General features: G+C 50.6%; 15 protein-coding genes and 1 tRNA gene. 10 read left to right on the top strand and 6 right to left on the bottom strand.

Annotated features, from left to right (window positions below):
• Positions 1-142: 142 nt before the first annotated feature.
• A complete protein-coding gene (locus PUT07_RS00600; RefSeq protein ID WP_274465778.1) occupies positions 143-403 on the top strand; it encodes a hypothetical protein in 261 nt (86 codons plus the stop codon).
• Positions 404-458: 55 nt separating this feature from the next.
• On the top strand, positions 459-1,166 hold the full coding sequence (locus PUT07_RS00595) for an adenosylcobinamide amidohydrolase (protein WP_274465777.1): 708 nt from the start codon (positions 459-461) through the stop codon (positions 1,164-1,166).
• A gap of 56 nt (positions 1,167-1,222) precedes the next feature.
• Here PUT07_RS00595 and PUT07_RS00590 read toward each other — a convergent pair whose 3' ends face one another.
• The gene (locus tag PUT07_RS00590; RefSeq protein WP_274465776.1) at positions 1,223-1,402 is read right to left on the bottom strand and encodes a hypothetical protein; all 180 of its coding nucleotides are present in this window, start codon (positions 1,400-1,402) and stop codon (positions 1,223-1,225) included.
• 119 nt (positions 1,403-1,521) lie between these two features.
• Here PUT07_RS00590 and PUT07_RS00585 point away from each other — a divergent pair.
• From PUT07_RS00585 to PUT07_RS00565, 5 genes are all read left to right on the top strand, one after another.
• A tRNA-Leu gene (locus PUT07_RS00585) sits at positions 1,522-1,606 on the top strand.
• A 409-nt stretch (positions 1,607-2,015) separates the two neighbouring features.
• Positions 2,016-2,834, top strand: a complete 819-nt coding sequence (locus PUT07_RS00580) for a DUF695 domain-containing protein (RefSeq protein WP_274465775.1) — start codon at positions 2,016-2,018, stop codon at positions 2,832-2,834.
• Positions 2,835-2,935: 101 nt separating this feature from the next.
• Entirely contained in the window at positions 2,936-3,589 is a 654-nt protein-coding gene (locus PUT07_RS00575) for a Bax inhibitor-1/YccA family protein (protein WP_274465774.1), read from the top strand.
• A 179-nt stretch (positions 3,590-3,768) separates the two neighbouring features.
• Positions 3,769-4,050 carry a hypothetical protein gene (locus PUT07_RS00570; RefSeq protein WP_274465773.1) on the top strand — a complete coding sequence of 94 codons (282 nt, stop codon included), beginning with the start codon at positions 3,769-3,771 and terminating at the stop codon, positions 4,048-4,050.
• 77 nt (positions 4,051-4,127) lie between these two features.
• On the top strand, positions 4,128-4,319 hold the full coding sequence (locus tag PUT07_RS00565) for a YqzE family protein (protein WP_274465772.1): 192 nt from the start codon (positions 4,128-4,130) through the stop codon (positions 4,317-4,319).
• Between the two features lie 44 nt (positions 4,320-4,363).
• Here the strand turns inward: PUT07_RS00565 and PUT07_RS00560 are convergent, their stop codons facing one another.
• The 3 genes from PUT07_RS00560 to PUT07_RS00550 all read right to left on the bottom strand — a co-directional run bounded on the left by PUT07_RS00560 (position 4,364) and on the right by PUT07_RS00550 (position 8,214).
• Positions 4,364-5,320, bottom strand: coding sequence for a hypothetical protein (locus tag PUT07_RS00560; RefSeq protein WP_274465771.1), 957 nt, complete (start codon positions 5,318-5,320; stop codon positions 4,364-4,366).
• A gap of 117 nt (positions 5,321-5,437) precedes the next feature.
• On the bottom strand, positions 5,438-6,427 hold the full coding sequence (locus PUT07_RS00555; RefSeq protein WP_274465770.1) for a YqhG family protein: 990 nt from the start codon (positions 6,425-6,427) through the stop codon (positions 5,438-5,440).
• Positions 6,424-8,214 (bottom strand): DEAD/DEAH box helicase, encoded by a 1,791-nt coding sequence (locus tag PUT07_RS00550; protein ID WP_274465769.1) that lies wholly within the window; start codon positions 8,212-8,214, stop codon positions 6,424-6,426. Before PUT07_RS00550 ends, PUT07_RS00555 begins: the two co-directional genes overlap by 4 nt.
• A gap of 236 nt (positions 8,215-8,450) precedes the next feature.
• Between PUT07_RS00550 and PUT07_RS00545 the strand changes: the two genes are divergently transcribed.
• The gene (locus PUT07_RS00545) at positions 8,451-9,290 is read left to right on the top strand and encodes a lipoate--protein ligase family protein (protein ID WP_274465768.1); all 840 of its coding nucleotides are present in this window, start codon (positions 8,451-8,453) and stop codon (positions 9,288-9,290) included.
• Positions 9,291-9,622: 332 nt separating this feature from the next.
• Here the strand turns inward: PUT07_RS00545 and dat are convergent, their stop codons facing one another.
• Positions 9,623-10,450: a D-amino-acid transaminase gene (gene dat, locus PUT07_RS00540; protein ID WP_274465767.1), complete on the bottom strand. Its 828-nt coding sequence runs from the start codon at positions 10,448-10,450 to the stop codon at positions 9,623-9,625.
• A 317-nt stretch (positions 10,451-10,767) separates the two neighbouring features.
• Between dat and PUT07_RS00535 the strand changes: the two genes are divergently transcribed.
• Together PUT07_RS00535 and PUT07_RS00530 are read left to right on the top strand one after the other, a co-directional pair.
• Complete coding sequence (locus tag PUT07_RS00535) at positions 10,768-13,422, top strand: adenosylcobalamin-dependent ribonucleoside-diphosphate reductase (RefSeq protein ID WP_274465766.1); 2,655 nt, start codon at positions 10,768-10,770, stop codon at positions 13,420-13,422.
• 366 nt (positions 13,423-13,788) lie between these two features.
• Positions 13,789-14,961 (top strand): hypothetical protein, encoded by a 1,173-nt coding sequence (locus PUT07_RS00530; protein ID WP_274465765.1) that lies wholly within the window; start codon positions 13,789-13,791, stop codon positions 14,959-14,961.
• 1,062 nt (positions 14,962-16,023) lie between these two features.
• On the opposite strand, the gene PUT07_RS00525 is transcribed toward PUT07_RS00530, so the two are convergent.
• Positions 16,024-17,331 carry an MFS transporter gene (locus PUT07_RS00525; RefSeq protein ID WP_274465764.1) on the bottom strand — a complete coding sequence of 436 codons (1,308 nt, stop codon included), beginning with the start codon at positions 17,329-17,331 and terminating at the stop codon, positions 16,024-16,026.
• Positions 17,332-17,342 lie beyond the last annotated feature (11 nt).

The raw sequence follows: 17,342 nt of genomic DNA, 5'->3' as shown, positions 1-17,342 counted from the left end.
ATACCTCCCAAGGGGTAAAATAGCGATCTCCTTCTTTCGTCTAGGTTAAGTTAACCTGAGTCCGGAGCATTTATGTAAGTTTCATCGGGACAGGAATTGGTGTATGCTAAGGGGGTAGAAACGGATATTGGAGGTAAAAGGTATGATATCGGAAGAGCAGCTGGATCAGTTCCGTATTGAGAGCACATTACTCCGCGTTATTCGCGACGTTTCCCCCAGAAATGATGTCCGCGGCATCGTAGTCGCCTGGGACGACGAGAGCGTGCTTATCCGCAAAAAAAATCGCAGAGTCGTCAAGCTCTCGCGTCATTATGTATATCAGCCCTATGAGGCGGAGAGACCGCCGGAATTCATGCTGCCGCAGGACCCGATCGAGCCCGATGACCTCTCCGATGAGGGATAACGGGAATAATCGTGGTGCTCATTCCGCGGCGGGCATCCCGATCGCAGGTCTGCGAATGGAACTGGTGAATGCTGCTTATGGAAGCTATTTGCTGATTCGCTGTGATACGGCGCTCCGGACGTTGAATTCGTCCCCGTGGGGCGGCGGTTTCGGCATGCATACGGCCTTGATGAACCGGCAGGTGGACAAGCTGTATAATGAGGCCGATCCGCTAAGCGAGATGGACGCATTCATGCGTCGGGAGGGGCTGTCGCCGGGCGAAACCGCGGGGATGCTTACCGCGGCTATGGTGAAGGATGCCGGCTACCGGACATTGACATGGACGGGGGACGGTGTAGAGGAGCTGGGCCATGCACGCAGCAGCGCGCATGAGCAGGAGCGCTTGCACGTCTGCGCATGGGTTACCGTCGGCTTGGGCAATAAAGCCAGGGCGGGTGCGGTGCTTCCCGCAGCATCACTTTATCCTGGCACGATCAATACGATCCTCGTGATCGATGCCCAGCTGACGGACGCCGCGATGGTCAATGCGGTGATCACGGCAACGGAGGCCAAGGCCGCTGCGCTTCACGACCTGGGCATTGTAACGGCGGATGGCAAGCCGGCAACGGGGACGACGACGGATGCGGTTCTCGTCGCGGCAACAGGGCGCGGGCGGACGTACAGTTACGCAGGAACCGCTACGGCAGTCGGCTACATGATCGGCCGAATGGTGTACGAGGCGATTATGGCATCGGGACGAATCTATGAGAAGACGCCCTATTAGACCGGCAAGGATCTAAAGGGCGTCTTCGGTTGGGGATGCAGGTAGAGCAGCGCTTGTCAGCTTCTGCGGAAAACGCCAAAGGCTAGTCCCGCTGTTACCGCGTCTACGCCGTCTTCGTCGTTGTCTTCATTCTTGAAGTTGGGGTCATGCACAATCGCTTGAGCTTCCCCTTCCGTAAGATGGCGCTTATTGCCGGTATATTTCGGTTCGAGCGCCTCAATTTCTTCTTTATCCATGGGTATCACTCCTTCGGCAATAGGGTTAGGAAGTAGCAAGGGAATTATTCACGAATTGTAAAAGAGCATTGACGAGCCCCCATAATCTATGGTATATTTATTCTCGTTCCACATTATATGCGGTCATGGCGGAATTGGCAGACGCGCACGGTTCAGGTCCGTGTGGGCTAACCCCCCGTGGAGGTTCGAGTCCTCTTGACCGCATCCAACCACAACAACCCCTTCAGCTATCTGGAGGGGTTGTTTTATGTTATGCTTCGGGAAAGTTAGCTTGCTAAAAGGGCATGTCATGGAAACTTGGCCGTTAATCGACTCAAAGTCTGGCGGGCGTTTCCCCATTATCGCATAGAATCGCCCGGGGGCGGGAGAAACGGGTAAATGTATTCTATATTTCATATCGAATCGCCCGAGGGGCGGGGGAAACTGGGCTGGCGAAACTGGCAAATGCGCTCGCGTTCAGAGCCCACCACGGTGCGCTAGAGCAGCTCCCGGGAGGAGCTCTCGCCGAACGTCCGATAGGAGCAGCGGGAACCATGTTCTTTTTTAAAGGAATGGGGAGGGAAGGGCGCTAATATATAAGGTAGATAATCGGGCAAGGAATGGGGGACCACCTGTGGAAGAGGATTGGAATTTGTTTGAGCGCATCCGGGATCAAGAGCAAGTGCTCATTTTCATGAACACGGCTTTGAAATCCAGGGTTCCTTTCATAGGCTATGGTCATCGCATTACGATCGTATTCAATATGTACAGCCTCTGGGATCTGTCGGGCAGTTCGACTCAGAAGGCACAGCGGTTGTTTTACGAGCTGGAGGACAGGCTGATTTGCCGGATGAAGGTTAAGGATTTTGCGATCTACGCAGGACGGATTTCTTCCCACAACAAAATGGAAATGTACTTCTACGCCAGAGAAGATTGGGATTGGGAGCCCGAACTGAAGAGAATTATGGCCGATTTCCCAAGCTTTCGCTACTACTCGGCAATGACGGCGGATCCGGAGTGGAGCTTTTATTTGAATGAAATGGCGCCCTCTGCACTCGAAGAACAGTGGATGCGCAATGCCAAAATCGCTTATGCGCTCAAGCGCCGCGGGGATAATTTGGAACTCGTGAGGGAAGTTCAGCACTGGATGTATTTCTCGGATAGCAAGCGGATGAATGAAGTGAAGAGCAAGGTCGGTCAGCTGGGCTACCGCGTGATCGCCTCGGAAATGGATACGGAGCGGGTCGTGGAGCCCTACGTTCTGCAGATTAGCAAAATGCACACGCTCGATGTGCCGACGGTCAATGAAATTACGAAAGAGCTGTTCGAATTGGCTTCCGAAGGCGGGGGGACCTATGACGGGTGGGGGACAAGGCTGAAGCTGAAACTTCCGGCGAAAATACGCGCACGCGTGAAGCGGATCTTCCTGAAGTTCATCTCGACTTTCCGGTAAGAGGAGCTGGAATCCCAAGCCTGTAGCGGTTTTCATGAAATTTAGCTATAATACATAGTATAGATTGTACATGTTTTTTAATAAAGGAGCTGGTATCGTTCATGGATAGAACAGTCACGGTTTCACATTCGGGCAGCTTTGCCCACGTGCTTCAAACTTTTGCCATCTCGCTCCTCGTTTCCTTCCTGGGAACCTTGGTCGGAGCTATGGTCGTTCCGCCTTCTATGGTCATGCTTTTCGTCATCGTCGAAGTGGTGATGCTGGTAGCGGCCATCGTGATTCGGATTCGCGGCAAGCATATCGGATACGGATTCCTGTATGCCTTCACAGCGATTTCCGGCGTTACCTTGTACCCGGTCATCATGATGTACGGCGGCATGCTCGGAGCTAACGTCGTATCCGGCGCATTCTTCGCAACAGCGGCCATTTTCGGCGGACTGGCCTTCTACGCTTCGCGTTCGCAGCGCGATTTCAGCTTCCTGGGCGGGTTCCTGTTCGCAGGAACGATCGGTCTTGTGCTGATGAGTGTCATCGGCATGTTCGTTAATTTTGGCTCGATTACGAATCTGGTATGGTCGATGATCGGGATCTTAATTTTCAGCGGATGGGTGCTCTACGATGTTGCTCAATACCGCAACGGTGTGGCATCGGAGGAAGTGCCGCTGGCAGCGCTCAACATTTATCTCGATTTCATCAATTTGTTCCTGTATATCTTGCGTTTTCTGGCCTCTATCGCCGGCATTAACAGAGACTAAGGCTTCCTTCACCCAAAGCACGCTCGAAACCCGCATCGGGAATCGAACGTGCTTTTTCGCGTTATTCCAGCGAGTACGGCGGTTGGCTACAAGCAGCCTATTTTCATGATACAAGCACGATTTGCGCCCTCCCTTCATACAATTTAGTGATCCTATATGGGGAGAGAGGAGAATGACCTATGGCGGCTTGCAGTACATGGACGTATAGAGGGATTTCATCTTCAGTATTCAGATCGTTACAGCAAATAGGCAGGAAACAGGGCTTTTCCATTCCTAACGCAGCATCCGGCAAGTTCATGATAACCGTAGTAGGGATGAATGTCGGTTTTCAATATGCATGGGATATGAATGCCCAGACGCTGCTCTTGCAGTGCGATAACAAGCCGATGCTCCTGGGGTGCGGCACGATCAAGTCATTCGCGGACAAGATCATCATGGAGAGCGGCGGCAAGGTCGGTTGAATGCATGCTTCCACCTGCCTGTACGGTTTAGGGGCCAGTCTCTCTGGTTACAATAGGGAGAAAAGGCAGGTGGGCATATGGCCAAAAGTGATGAGCTGGTTAAATACATAACGCAGCAGGTTGTGACGTATATCGATACGCCGAAGGATGTTCGCCAGCAGGCAAAAGCGGTGAACAAGGAGAAGCGCGAGCATTGGCAAACACGCTGGTTCGGTATGCTGCCGCTGGCGGCCCGGATGTTGTTCGATCAGTTTAAGCCCAAGAAATAAGTTGAACGAAAAAACTGCTTAGCCATTTCGGCTAAGCAGTTTTTTTAGTATAAATGCCCTTGCTCCAGAGCAGGTGTCATCCGGACGTACCTTGGGCCTGCATGATCCAGCACGAGATACGTTTCCCCCGCCTGCCAAGCTTGATAGCCGAGCACGGCGAGCGGCAGCGTGACCTCCCCGTCATATAGCTCCGTGACATAGGTGAGGTGCTCCTTCAGATTCATAGCGCTCTGAAGAGCCGGGAGTCCGGTGATCGCAAGCGGCGTACCGGTGATCCAAGGCATGCGCTCATAAGGATCGAAGGTCGGCTGCAGGGCGGTCTGGGCGCTTTCTGTCAGATCGGAGTAAGCATTCTGGTCGTCCTCCGTCTTAGGGACGGGATCTTCAGTCAGCGGCAGCACCTCGCCGGACTTGGCATCCGCGTACAGGATTTGATCCTGCAGCTTGATTTTCCAAACGGCGGTTAAAGCATCCATATATAATCGGGCTTGGACAATCGTTTCATCAGCGGCGAAATCGGAATAAGTAAACGAAACAGGAATGAGTTCTTGCTGTACCAAAGAACGATACAGCGTGTTCAAGCTGAAAAGCGGATTCTTGCCGGTTCCGTACTCCGTTAGGCGGAAAGAACCGTTCTCTGCAGCATGGACAATCATGTAACCGACGTCTTCGCCATGCGAAGTGAGGATAACGACCCAACCATGCGTGCCAGGGCCGAGCGGGTAGCTGTTCCATGCGGCAGCCTGCCAGTCCTCGAAGCCTTCCTCGCGGGCGAGCGTATGTCTCCACTTGTCGATGGTAGCGGGCAAGGTAGCCTCGCTCTTCAGATCGGGTACAGATTTGGCGGAAACCGCAGCCAAGCTGTCCCCGGAGGGTCGATCGGCTGTAAGTATAAGGCTTGTCCGGTCGGAATGGTCGCCTGCAGAGCTTTGGAGCGGTACGAATATCAAACTGCTGATGCCAATGACGCATGCTGCCGTCCATGCGGTCCACAGCTTCATATGCATTCACCTGCCTATCCTTAACCTCTCATTTGTATGAATCTATTGTAATGCTTATGCTATAAAAAGATTGTTAGAACCTGGAGCGAACATTTTGCGATGTTTTAGCGACTGGCGTCAGTTCCTGTGTGATCGTCCGGCATTCAAATGAAATAATCCGCCATTGATGACAGTTACCGTAATGCGCGGTTTATGCTGCCAATCGATTTCCTTCAGCCGGTTCCGGCATTGCATCTCGATCTCATCCCGCTGCTCGGGTTCTGCGTTCAGCAGGAGACCGTTGTAGTACGATTCGACGCGGTCGATCTCGCTGCGGTGCTGCTCGTTCGCTTCGTCCGCCCAGCTGTGGTCGTAGGCGCTCACTTTGCGTTCCAGCGTCTCTTCCAAAGCGTTGATGGCTCTGGGAAGCGAGATTGTGTCCGGCAAAATATGGCTGTTCGCCGGCAGCTTCGGAGATAAGCTTTTGGTCAGCAGATGCTTGTGGAAATGCTCCCGGATCTCCCCGCTGTTCAATTGGATGGCCAACGAATGAATCTCGCTGCGCTTGCGGTCGCAGGCCAGCTCGACCTTGTAGTTGACGCAAAACCAGGTATCGTAAACGAGCGCCGCTTGATAGGTGGCTCCCATCGGGAAAGGCTCTTCGAAGAGATGCACGAATCTGCCGCGTTCGCGGACGATGTTGAACATCTGCTCCAGCCGTCTGCTGCCGAAAGTTACGTCATCCTGCGGCACGCGCGCAGCGATCGCCGTCGGCACGAAGCCGAAGTAGCGGCCGAGAATGCTGTCCGACGAGCCGTCAGGGGCTTGGCCTGCGGGCTGGTTCGGCGGACCTGCGGGGGGCGGTGCCTGCTTGACCGCTGTGGCGGCGGGCTTGGGCTTGGCTTCGAGCTTCATCTGCTCCGGGTCGAAAACGAATTTATATGTCATCGTTTCGGCCGGAGCGCCGGTTCGTTCAACGAAGCTCCAGTAGTAAGGCCTGCCGGTCATCTCCTTATCGGCCTCGGGCGAGAGCTTGGCTGTTACGTAGGCAGGGGATTTCTCTAAAATGGTGCAATTGTAGGCTTCCAGAAATCGCATGACGAACGTATGAATGTTGCGTTTATTCATGGTCTGACCTCACCGCTCTGTGCCCCGCCGACGGCGTCGAGAATGTCCTGGAACGCAGCGCCATAGTGTGGATTCTGTTCGATTTCTTCCCGGACTTCGGCGAAGGAGTGGCCGAGCTCGTCGATTTGACGGCGAATATCTTCCTTGGACCCGGACTCCATCACCATCCGGAAGAGGGAGGCTTCGAGCGAGCCTTTCTTCTCGATTTTCTCAAGAATCGTATCCAGCTGCCCGATGACCATCTCGAACATGTTGATCTTCTCGTGCAGCAGCGATAGGATGTGCTCTTCAATCGTGTTCGTCGTGGACAAGTTGTAAATGTTCACGTCATGGGTCTGGCCCAGCCGGTGCACACGGCCGATTCGTTGTTCCACGCGCATCGGGTTCCACGGCAAATCGAAATTGATCATGTTGTGGCAGAACTGCAGATTAATGCCTTCGCCGCCGGCCTCCGTTGCGACCAGCACCTGGACGCGGTTGCGGAACAAATCCATCATCCAATCTTTCTTGCCGCGATTCATGCCGCCGCGGTAAGGGACGGCCGTGATTTTATGTTCTTTCAGGTAGTTGAGCAGATACTCCTGAGACGCGCGGTACTCCGTGAAAATGATGACTTTGTCATTAATCTCCTGAACGAGCTTCATGGTCGCTTCGGCTTTGCTGTTCGCCTTGATGCTGCGGATGAGCTCGACCAGCTCCCATATTTTGGCGCGGGCCGGCGAATCCTCAGCCGTTTTCTTGAACAGATTCACAAGCGTGATGAAGACGGCATCCCTGGAGGAACAGACCTCCCGCTGCAGCGTGATGAGCGAGAGCATGCTGGTCAGATCGCCGGCGCTTTCCTTGTACCGGGTGCGAATGAAATTCGTCACCCCGTCGTACAGCGCTTGTTCTTCGGCCGAGAGCGTGATCGGGATGTTCCTGACCACGCGTTTGGTGTAATGCACGCCTCCGTCGCCGCGCCGGTTCCGGATCATTACCTTGGAGAGCTCCTGCTGGAGCTGAATCTCGTTCTTCGGAATGCGTTTGCCGACGACGAAATTGGACTTGAAGGAGCTGTGAACGCCAAGCTGCCCCGGCTTGAGCAGGGTGATGAGATTGTACAGCTCCTTCAGATCGTTCTGCACCGGTGTGGCTGTGAGCAGCAGGCAGTATTTTTTGCGGAGCTCGTTGACGAACGTGTAGTTCGTCGTCTTTTTATTTTTGAGCTTGTGAGCCTCATCAACAATCAGCATGTCGTACTCGAGTCCCATCACGATTTCCCGGTGCGGATCGCGCTTGGCCGTGTCCATGGAGGCGACGATGATGTCGCTTTGCTGCCACATGTACGCCTTCTTGTGGGCGACGGCGGGAATGCCGAACTTGGTATTTAGTTCCCGGACCCATTGCAGAACGAGGGAAGCCGGCACCAGGATGAGCGTTTTGCGGACCAGGCCGCGGATCATGTATTCTTTTAAAATCAATCCGGCTTCGATCGTTTTCCCGAGTCCGACTTCATCGGCGAGAATCGCGCGACCGCGCATTTCGTTCAGTACTCGCTTCGCTGTGTCAATTTGGTGAGCCATCGGCTCGAGCTGTCCAAGGTGAACGAGGCATTGCATTTCGTCGAACGTAGGAATAAGCCCGGATTCTTCCGCTTCATAGGCTAGCTGGTACAATGTCCAATCGTCCCATGGACCACCTCCGCGCACGCGATGATCCAGCTCAGTAAACCAGTCCCTCTCAAAGTGCATATCCAACTGATGATGAATGGGGCGAATGTTTTCTTGCTGTTCATGTTGACGCATGATGTGCCCTCCTAAATAGAGTTCTGCTAGGTATTGCCAGGCAAAACGGTAACTAAACGCCGAATACGTGTTAGTATGTCCATTAGAGGCGCTTTCATAACTTTTTCCAATGGAAAACGGCAGTGTGGGGCGTACGTCCTCCCCGGAAGGTGGCTGCAATCGTAAGCGCCGGTGAATTTGTGGTATGATAGAGGTTGTCATTGGGAAAGCAAAGCGGGAAAGGTGGACATTGGAAGATGACGTCATGGCGATTCATACATACGGGAGATCGTTCTCCCGCTGAAAATATGGCTTTGGACGAGGCGATTCTGACTGCGCACAGCGAAGGGCTCGTGCCGCCTACGGTTCGTTTCTACGGATGGAATCCGGCGACGCTGTCGATCGGCTATTTCCAGAAGGCCGCCGAGGTCGATCGGGAAGCCGTCGCCGCCGAAGGGATCGGCTTCGTACGCCGCCCGACGGGCGGAAGAGCTGTGCTGCACGACCGAGAATTAACCTACAGCATCATCGTCGCTGAGGATTATCCGGGCATTCCCCGGAATGTGACGGAGGCGTATCGCGTGTTGAGCGAAGGGCTGCTTCAAGGCTTCCGGGCGCTCGGGCTCGGTGCCGAGATGGTGCAGCTGGCCAGCGAGGAAGAGAAGGAGAAATACGCTTCGGCCGGCTCGGCCGCTTGTTTCGATTCTCCTTCCTGGTATGAGCTCGTTGTTGAGGGCCGCAAAGTTGCCGGCAGTGCTCAGGTGAGGCAAAAGAACGTTGTGCTGCAGCATGGGTCTATTCTGCTGGACATGGATACGGATCAACTGTTCCGCATGCTGCGCTTCTCGAACGAGAAGGTGGCGGAGCGGATGAAGCAAAGCTTCCTGAAGAAAGCTGTGGCGATTAACGAACTGCTGCGGGCGCAGGGCAAAGAGCCGGTTACGCTGGCACAGGTCGAGGCGGCGTTCCGCCGGGAGATTGCGCTGGGCTTAGGCGTGGAGCTGGTAGAAGCGCCATTGACGCCTTTCGAGACGGAATTGGCGGAGCAGCTGGTGCGGGAGAAGTATGGCACCGACGATTGGAATTTGCGGCGGTGAAGTTTGCAGAAAAAGAGGGGCGGCCTCTTCGGCTCAGTTAGCTCTAACGGACACAGGAGCCGCTAATCGGTCGAAAAGGGAGCCGTTTCGGCGCTAACGGACAAGGGAGCCGCTATTACCCGAATTCTCGGCGATATGGCGGGATTTGAGGGGAAATAACAGCTTCGGCGTCCGTTACAATTGCTGGGCGGCCCCTAAACGCGGAATAAGCGCGGCTGTGTCCGTTAGAATTTGAAGAAGGCGGCTAAAACAAAGGAGCTAAGCAAGTTAAATTGCTTAGCTCCTTCTTTAATGCTAAAAACCCCTTGATGAAGTTATTTAGTAATCCTCCACTAAGCGAAAGTCCGAACGAATTCCTCCTGCAGCCTGCGGGTTTGCGGCCCCGGTACGCCGGTGCCGATGGCGGCGCCGTCCACTTCCAGAATCGGAGTCACCTCAACGGTCGTCCCCGTAATGAAAGCTTCGTCCGCCAGCATGAGCTGCTCGGTCGTAAAGGCTTCCTCGCTGACCGGTATGCCTATCGAGCGGGCCAGACGCAGAACAACCGCACGGGTAATACCGTGCAGAATCAAATGATTGGCCGGATGCGTATACAGCACGCCGTCCTTGATCATCATGATGTTGGAGGCGCTGCACTCCGTCACGGTTCCTTCGCGATGCAGGATGACTTCCTGCACACCGTGATCGAGCGCTGCCTGCTTCGCCATCACATTGGGGAGCAGGTTCAGCGTTTTGAGATCGCAGCGGAGCCAGCGAATATCGGCGAATGTAATGGTTTTGATGCCGTTATGTATGGTTGCGGCGGGGCGGGGGACCTCCGTGCAGTAAGCGAGCATTACCGGTTCGGATTGCTGCGGAAAAGGATGGGCGCGAGGCGCTTCGCCACGGGTCACTTGCAGATAGACCGTGCCTTCAATGAGATGATTGCGCGCCACAAGGCCGGTTAGAATTTCCTCAATCCGCTGCACGGGATAAGGCAGTTCGATGCGAACCTCGCTTGCAGTTCTTGCAAGACGCTGCATATGGGCATCAGCCTCATACAGATGGCCGTTATATACGCGGAATACTTCATAGATGCCATCTCCGAAATAGTACCCGCGATCGTCCGGCGAGACGTGAAGATCCTGCTTGTTGATGAACTCATTTTTATAAAAATACATATGGCTTGCAGCCCCTTTCGATAAAAAAACGAACAAATGTTCTAAAAATGATGGACTTATGATATACTAAGTATAGGTTAGCAAAGGAAATCGCGAACGTCAAAAATTGCGGATCCGGTACAAATCTACGAAATAACGAGAATTGAACAGCTTATCCGAGCTAATGTGGCGATAGTTTCTCTTTTCGTATCAAAATTGGTCCTTTAGCCATTCGAAGATCAATATCTGGTGGTGTATAATGAATATCTCACACCATATATTGTAATTTTTATTTTAGTTGCAGCTGAATCTGTAGCTTATTGGGAGGGCATTTATCGATGGGGATTGCGCAATCAGGGAAGAAGCTGGAAGGTTTAAGCGAGAAAATATTTTTGGATCGCTATGCACTCAAGAATGCGGATACGAGCCTTGCGAAAGTCGGGGATACCGTTCTTGTATTAACGAAGGATGACCCTAAATTCCCAGCCAAAGAAGTAGGAGAAATTATCAGCCGTGACGGCGGCACCGTTCAAGTGCGCACGCGGAGCGGCGAAACGGTTACATCCCAGGTAGAGAAGCTGACGCTAAACATAGAGAAGACACCGGAAGAAATGTGGGATCGTTTGGCGGGTGCCATGGCATCCGTGGAGGCAACGGCGGAGAAACGCAAAGAATGGACGGACAAATTCAGATATATTCTTGATGATTGGAAGCTTGTACCGGGCGGGAGAATTGCTGCCGGCGCCGATGCCAGCGACGAATTAACGCTTTTCAACTGCTATGTGATCCCGTCTCCGCATGACAGCCGCGGCGGCATTATGAGCACGCTGTCGGAGATGACCGAAATCATGTCCCGCGGCGGCGGAGTCGGCATCAACCTGTCTTCGCTGCGACCACGCCGCTCCGTTGTGAAGGGCGTTAACGGCTCCTCCAGCGGCGCCGTGTCATGGGGAGGATTGTTCAGCTACACGACCGGTCTGATCGAGCAGGGCGGAAGCCGCCGCGGCGCGCTTATGCTGATGATCAATGACTGGCACCCGGATCTGGAAGATTTCATTACGGTCAAATCGACGATGGGCCAAATTACGAACGCCAACTTATCCGTTTGCGTCAGCAATGGATTCATGAAGGCTGTGAAGGAAGATTTGGAGTGGGAGCTTGTATTCCCGGATACGACGGACCCTGAATACGATGAGAAGTGGGATGGCAATCTGGACGCTTGGCGGAAGCTCGGCAAAGCCGTGAAGCCATACCGTACGGTGCGGGCGCGCGAAGTCTGGCATACGATTATCGAGTCTGCCTGGAAATCAGCCGAACCCGGCGTCGTATTCATGGAATACTACAACCAAATGTCCAACAGCTGGTATTTCAATCCGATCATTTGTACGAATCCGTGCGGAGAGCAAGGGCTTCCAGCTTGGGGCGTATGCAACTTGTCGGCGATCAACCTCTCGAAGTTCTACGATGCCGAGAAGCATGACGTCAACTGGGCGGAGCTGGCGACTGTTGTCCGCTACTCCACGCGTTTCCTTGACAATGTCATCGACAAGACGCCGTATCATTTTGAAGAGAACCGTGCCAACCAGCAGAACGAACGCCGTGTAGGATTGGGGTCCATGGGCCTTGCCGAGCTGATGATCAAATTGAAGATCCGTTACGGAAGTCCGGAATCGCTGGTATTTCTGGACAAAATCTATGGCTTTATAGCCAAAGAAGCCTATCTGGCATCGGCGGAAATTGCCGGCGAGAAAGGTTCATTCCAAGCGTTCATCGCGGATAAATTCCTGGAGAGCGGCTTCATGAAGAACATGACCCGAGTGTTCCCGGAGGTCGGGGAGGCTATCCAACAGCAAGGCATGCGGAACGTCACTGTGATTACACAGGCTCCTACCGGGAGCACGGGAACGATGGTCGGTACATCTACGGGGATTGAACCGTATTTCGCCTTCGAATACTTCCGTCAAAGCCGTCTCGGCTTCGATAAGCAGTACGTGCCGATCGCGCAGGAATGGAAAGATGCGAACCCGGGACAAGAGCTGCCGGATTATTTCGTGACGGCGATGTCGCTTACGGCCGAAGATCATATCCGCGCGCAGGCAGCGATCCAAACTTGGGTAGACAGTTCCATCTCTAAAACAGCGAACTGTCCGTCCGATTTCACAGTGGAAGAGACGAAGCGGTTGTATGAGCTTGCGTTCGATCTCGGCTGCAAAGGCGTCACCATCTATCGTGACGGAAGCCGTGACGTGCAGGTGCTTAGCACAAGTACGGATAACAAAGACGAAGCCAAGGAAGAGAAGAGAGTGGAAGAAGCGGCTCCTGTAGCTGTCGCTGCGGAGGCGGTCAAAGAAGAGACTAGCTTCGCCAATCTCTCCGGCAAGCTTGCTGTCCAGGTAGACGCGAAGACGGAGCAAGTCTTCGACAGACAGTACAAACGCCGCCCTCAAATCTTGCGAGGCGCTACGTATAAAGTGAATACGCCGTTCGGCATGGCGTACATTACGATTAACGATATGGACGGAACGCCGAGTGAGATTTTCCTTAACGTGGGCAAGGCCGGCTCCGACGTGTTCGCCATGTCCGAAGCGCTCGGACGCGTGTGCTCGCTGTTCCTGCGTTACGGCGACCACGGGGATAAAGTGAAGCTGCTCGTGAAGCACTTGAAGGGCATCGGCGGTTCCGGCGCCATCGGGTTCGGATCCAATCGCGTCGAGTCGATTGCCGATGCGGTTGCGAAGGCGCTCGAGCAGCACGACGAAGTGATGAACGAGCAGGACGACGTGCGGAACTATGTGACCGCGACGAGTGAAGTGGTTGAGGCGCCGGCGCCTGTACCGGCTGCAGCCGCGAGCGGGCACGCCGCGCATGGCAGCGTGAGTGCTAGTGCTAATGACGCGACGAAGGACTTATGTCCGTCGTGCGGCTCCGCTTCGCTGATCAACAGCGAAGGGTGCAAGAATTGCGCGAACTGCGGATATAGCCGCTGTTCGTAAGGAGACCAGGGGCTGGGGCCCCTGGTTTTTTTTGTTGTCAAATTCCAGAAATCTTTAGAATGGATCCATAATTCTAATTCCTTAGACGATTTGTTGCAGAATTCTTTAGAAATATATATTGATATAAAAAAATGAGTAAAAATACAACAACGACAACATTGATCGTTTGCCTCTTTATCGTAAAAGTAATGGAGCTGAGGAACTTTGAATAGGCAATGATGACATTTGCCTACCCCATTTTTATCAAAATAGAAGGTCCAATAATGAAAAGGTTTCCTATTTTGGACAATCAATGGGCAAGTGATATTCCCGGAATTAAATGATTTTCATATGCTGTAGCATTCCACAATATTGGAGGAATGCCTCTTGGCTACTATGTATCAGGCCTTTTTGCAAAAGAACAAGATTTCCATGAAATTATTAAGCCGTCCGGAAATTGTAGGGGTGGGTATCGGATACGCGAATCCGGAGAGACCGGATTGTGGTGCTGCCATCATCATTTACACTCGAAAAAACATCGCGGCTACGGAAGTTAAACAAATGGTAACGAAAATAATGGGGACAAGCATCCCGGTTCGTATCATTGCATCAGGCCAATTCAGAACAGGAGCAGCATCAACAATGAAAAGAAAGCTAAAGCTCGTTAGAAAGATAAATCGGAACCCGGCGGGAGCGAAGAAAAAGGTTTCTCAAAGAAGTCAAATTATTTTCCGACAAAGGATACGTCCGGTACCAGCCGGAGTCAGTATTGGTTATTTAGCAGCTCCTAAACATGGTTCTGTTGGTACAGCAGGACTAATTGTTGTGACCACAAACGGTAAACCGTATATTCTCAGTAACAATCATGTCCTTGTTCGTGCAAACAAATTTTCCGTAGGGCTATATCAGCCCGCCCCTTTTGAGAATGGTCAGTTCAAACCAGGCGATTTTATTGGTCGACCTTTTTTGTTTGTGCCGTTAAGACTAAATCAAGTCAACTTTATGGATGCAGCTATAGCCAAACCTGTTTCCGATAACCTACTCAATCCTCGATATCTGATTGGCGGAGTTCGCAATCATCCCAACCTAATAGTGGTTCCAGGTCATTTACTTAGCCCCCAGCTCGGAGCAACACTTGTTAAATCAGGGCGCACAACAGGCTTTGTAACAGGCATTATTCAAGCCATTGGTGTGAGCGCCAAAATCTCAGGCTACGACATAGGAAATGTAGAAAATGCCACTTTGCAATTTGATAATCAGATTACTATTTCAGGGACAAATATCGACCGGTCTGGAGATTCAGGGGGAGTATGGTTGCGTAAAAGCGATCATTTTGCGGCTGCCCTTAATTTTGCTGGTACCAGTGATGGATCTATAAGTACTAGTACTCCTATCGCGACTGTCATGAATACTTTTGGATTGCGTGTTGCTGCACCAGGCGGAGCAAGCGGTTTTAAGCAGGGTTCAATTAAAGGTGCAGCTCCGAAGGGAAACTACTCCTACATTCAGCCTTTATCGGCAGAAGAAAGAAAACAGATAAAAGTGATTAGTCCCAAGTAACAGAGCACATTTGACAGGATTATGCTGTGCCGATGAGTATAAAAGGCAGTTTTTTAATCTTCCAGGTAAGGAATAGGTGCATAAGGACAAACAGAACAACTGGTTAAGTGATGAGCTCTTAATGCATATCGAAAAACTCCGAGTCGGTAAGGCGATCCAATGGATCAAAGAAAATTACGCACGTTTTTTTTTCGTTGAGTAACTCGCAAAATCCTGCAACATGAGTATCTTCGGACTTCAGGAAGCCAGGCGAATGATGTTTAGCGGTCCCGTGGGTGCAACGACTGCCCGTTGACATTAGGCTATGAAAGTCCGTCGCAATTCAATCGGGAATACTGAAGGCTTTTGGTCTGCCTCCTCTGCAGGATGTTAAAGCGATGCGAAAATCTTCTTGCGCTGGGGGATTCGAGGATAGTTAATGATAATGATGGATGGAAAAATCGCATGTATATTTATGCAGTACATTTCCGCCGCGACGGTCATCGAATTCTAGTGAATTAAGGAACAATGGAAACGGAGCCACGCGGATTTGCGGGCTCCGTTTTCTAATTAATTATGGAATATCACATTTTTTTTTTTTGTTGTTGTTGTTTTTTATTTATTTTTTTAGATAAAGTTGCAATGTAGAAAAAAAGTTATAATAAATTTGAACGTTTAAATACAATATGGCAAAGAGAGAAGTTCAGGGCTCTTGTTTCCCCTGTGTTAAAGAATTCAAGAAGGGTAACTTTTGAGTGTGGTACAATCACATCGTTGGAAATTAATGCAAAATATTGAATGAAAATGGTTCTTGATCTCTTTGAATATGATTTGTTAGTAGCTGTAAGGGTTATTCCATGAACATGGGACATAATTTCATCAAAAGTTACTCATCTTCCAATACAGGAGAATGTTCTCAATTGAGCTGGTTATGTTGCTTGAAGAAAGAATCGTACTTATCTATCACCCAGGTAAGTAGATCGAGAATCGAGTATAGTAATCTGACGCACAAACGCTCACGTCATTGAACGGTGATTTCTTCACCGGCAAATTCGCGAGCGCTTACAATTGATTGACGTTAGTTCAGTTTGCAATACTTGATTCTGTTGTTTCGATTACTCGTTCACTGTTTTTCTTTACGGATACTCTAAATAATATAGTTATTAAAATAGCAACTACACTTGCCAATGCACAAAAACTAAAAAACGCATTATAACCGCCGTTGGCTCCGTATGTTTTAAAGAAATAAATATTCGCGATTGGTATTACAATATCCGGCAAATAACCTATAAAGGAGATAACTCCGATTGCAAGACCGAGAATCTCTTTATCTATTTGGCAATCGCCAAGTAACGACCAGTAGAGTCCTCTAATGGTATAGATCATCAATCCGGATAATACGACCAGGAAATTAAAGTAAAGATGAGGCAAAGTAATTGGCAAGAGTACTAAAGCTAATAAAGAAGTTGTGGACAGCCCTAAGGCTAATATTAAGATACTACTCTTTCCGAATTTATCTCCTAAATAACCGCCAATAAATCCACCAATCGGTCGCATCCAAAGCATTAGAACTGTCACTTTACCTACAGTTGCTGCATCAATTTTTATATTCGTTTGTAAAAAACCACCTAGATAATAAACAGACCATGTCACAATGTATGACATTGAAATGATGCCACCTAGCAGCCATACAAACTTATTGCTAAATATTTTTTTGAAAAGTTTAGCATTAACTTTAGTATTGGTTTCTACTTTGGATGAAGATTCTGCTTCATTAGAAGAAGAGCTATCTTCTTTAATAAAGACTATAAAAAGGATTGAAACCAGTATCAGCACAACGGAATACATGTAAATAACAAATTGCAGGGCTTCTTTTTTATGAAAATATTCTGTGCTGCCTCCCAATGTGCTAGTAAATATAAATATTGCAATACTAGCTAATATAGCTTCTACTACACCACGACCGCCATCTAAAGCACCGAAAAATCTTCCTTCTTCTTCTTTCTTGGCAATTAGCTTAACAAGTTTTAAATGGGCTGCCCAAAAGGTGAATACGGAGAAAAAACCCCAAATGGCAAATATAATTAAAACGATTGGATAACTCGGAACTTGAGCGAACCAAATTCCATTAAGTCCACAAACCAATAGTGAAATGAATATAAGCTTTTTTGAGGAGAATCGATCAGCTAGCCAACCGCTTGGAAAATACCCCAACAGAAAAGCGATACCCAAAACAGAGAAGATACCATTCAAATCCGCAAGAGTTATTCCGTAAACTTCCAAAATCGTTTCTTGATAATTTGTTTTTAAATAGATAAGAGGATATATGGATCCTGCCGCTAGAACGATTAGCAAAAACTGAAAATACCTTTTATAACCACTTGCTTCCATAGGTTAACACC

Origin of the sequence: Paenibacillus sp. MAHUQ-63 (genome assembly GCF_028765165.1) — a bacterium.
In the GTDB taxonomy this organism is placed as follows: domain Bacteria; phylum Bacillota; class Bacilli; order Paenibacillales; family NBRC-103111; genus Paenibacillus_E.
The sequence above is the reverse complement of the archived record's forward strand: the minus strand, read 5'-3'. Positions and strand labels throughout refer to the sequence as shown.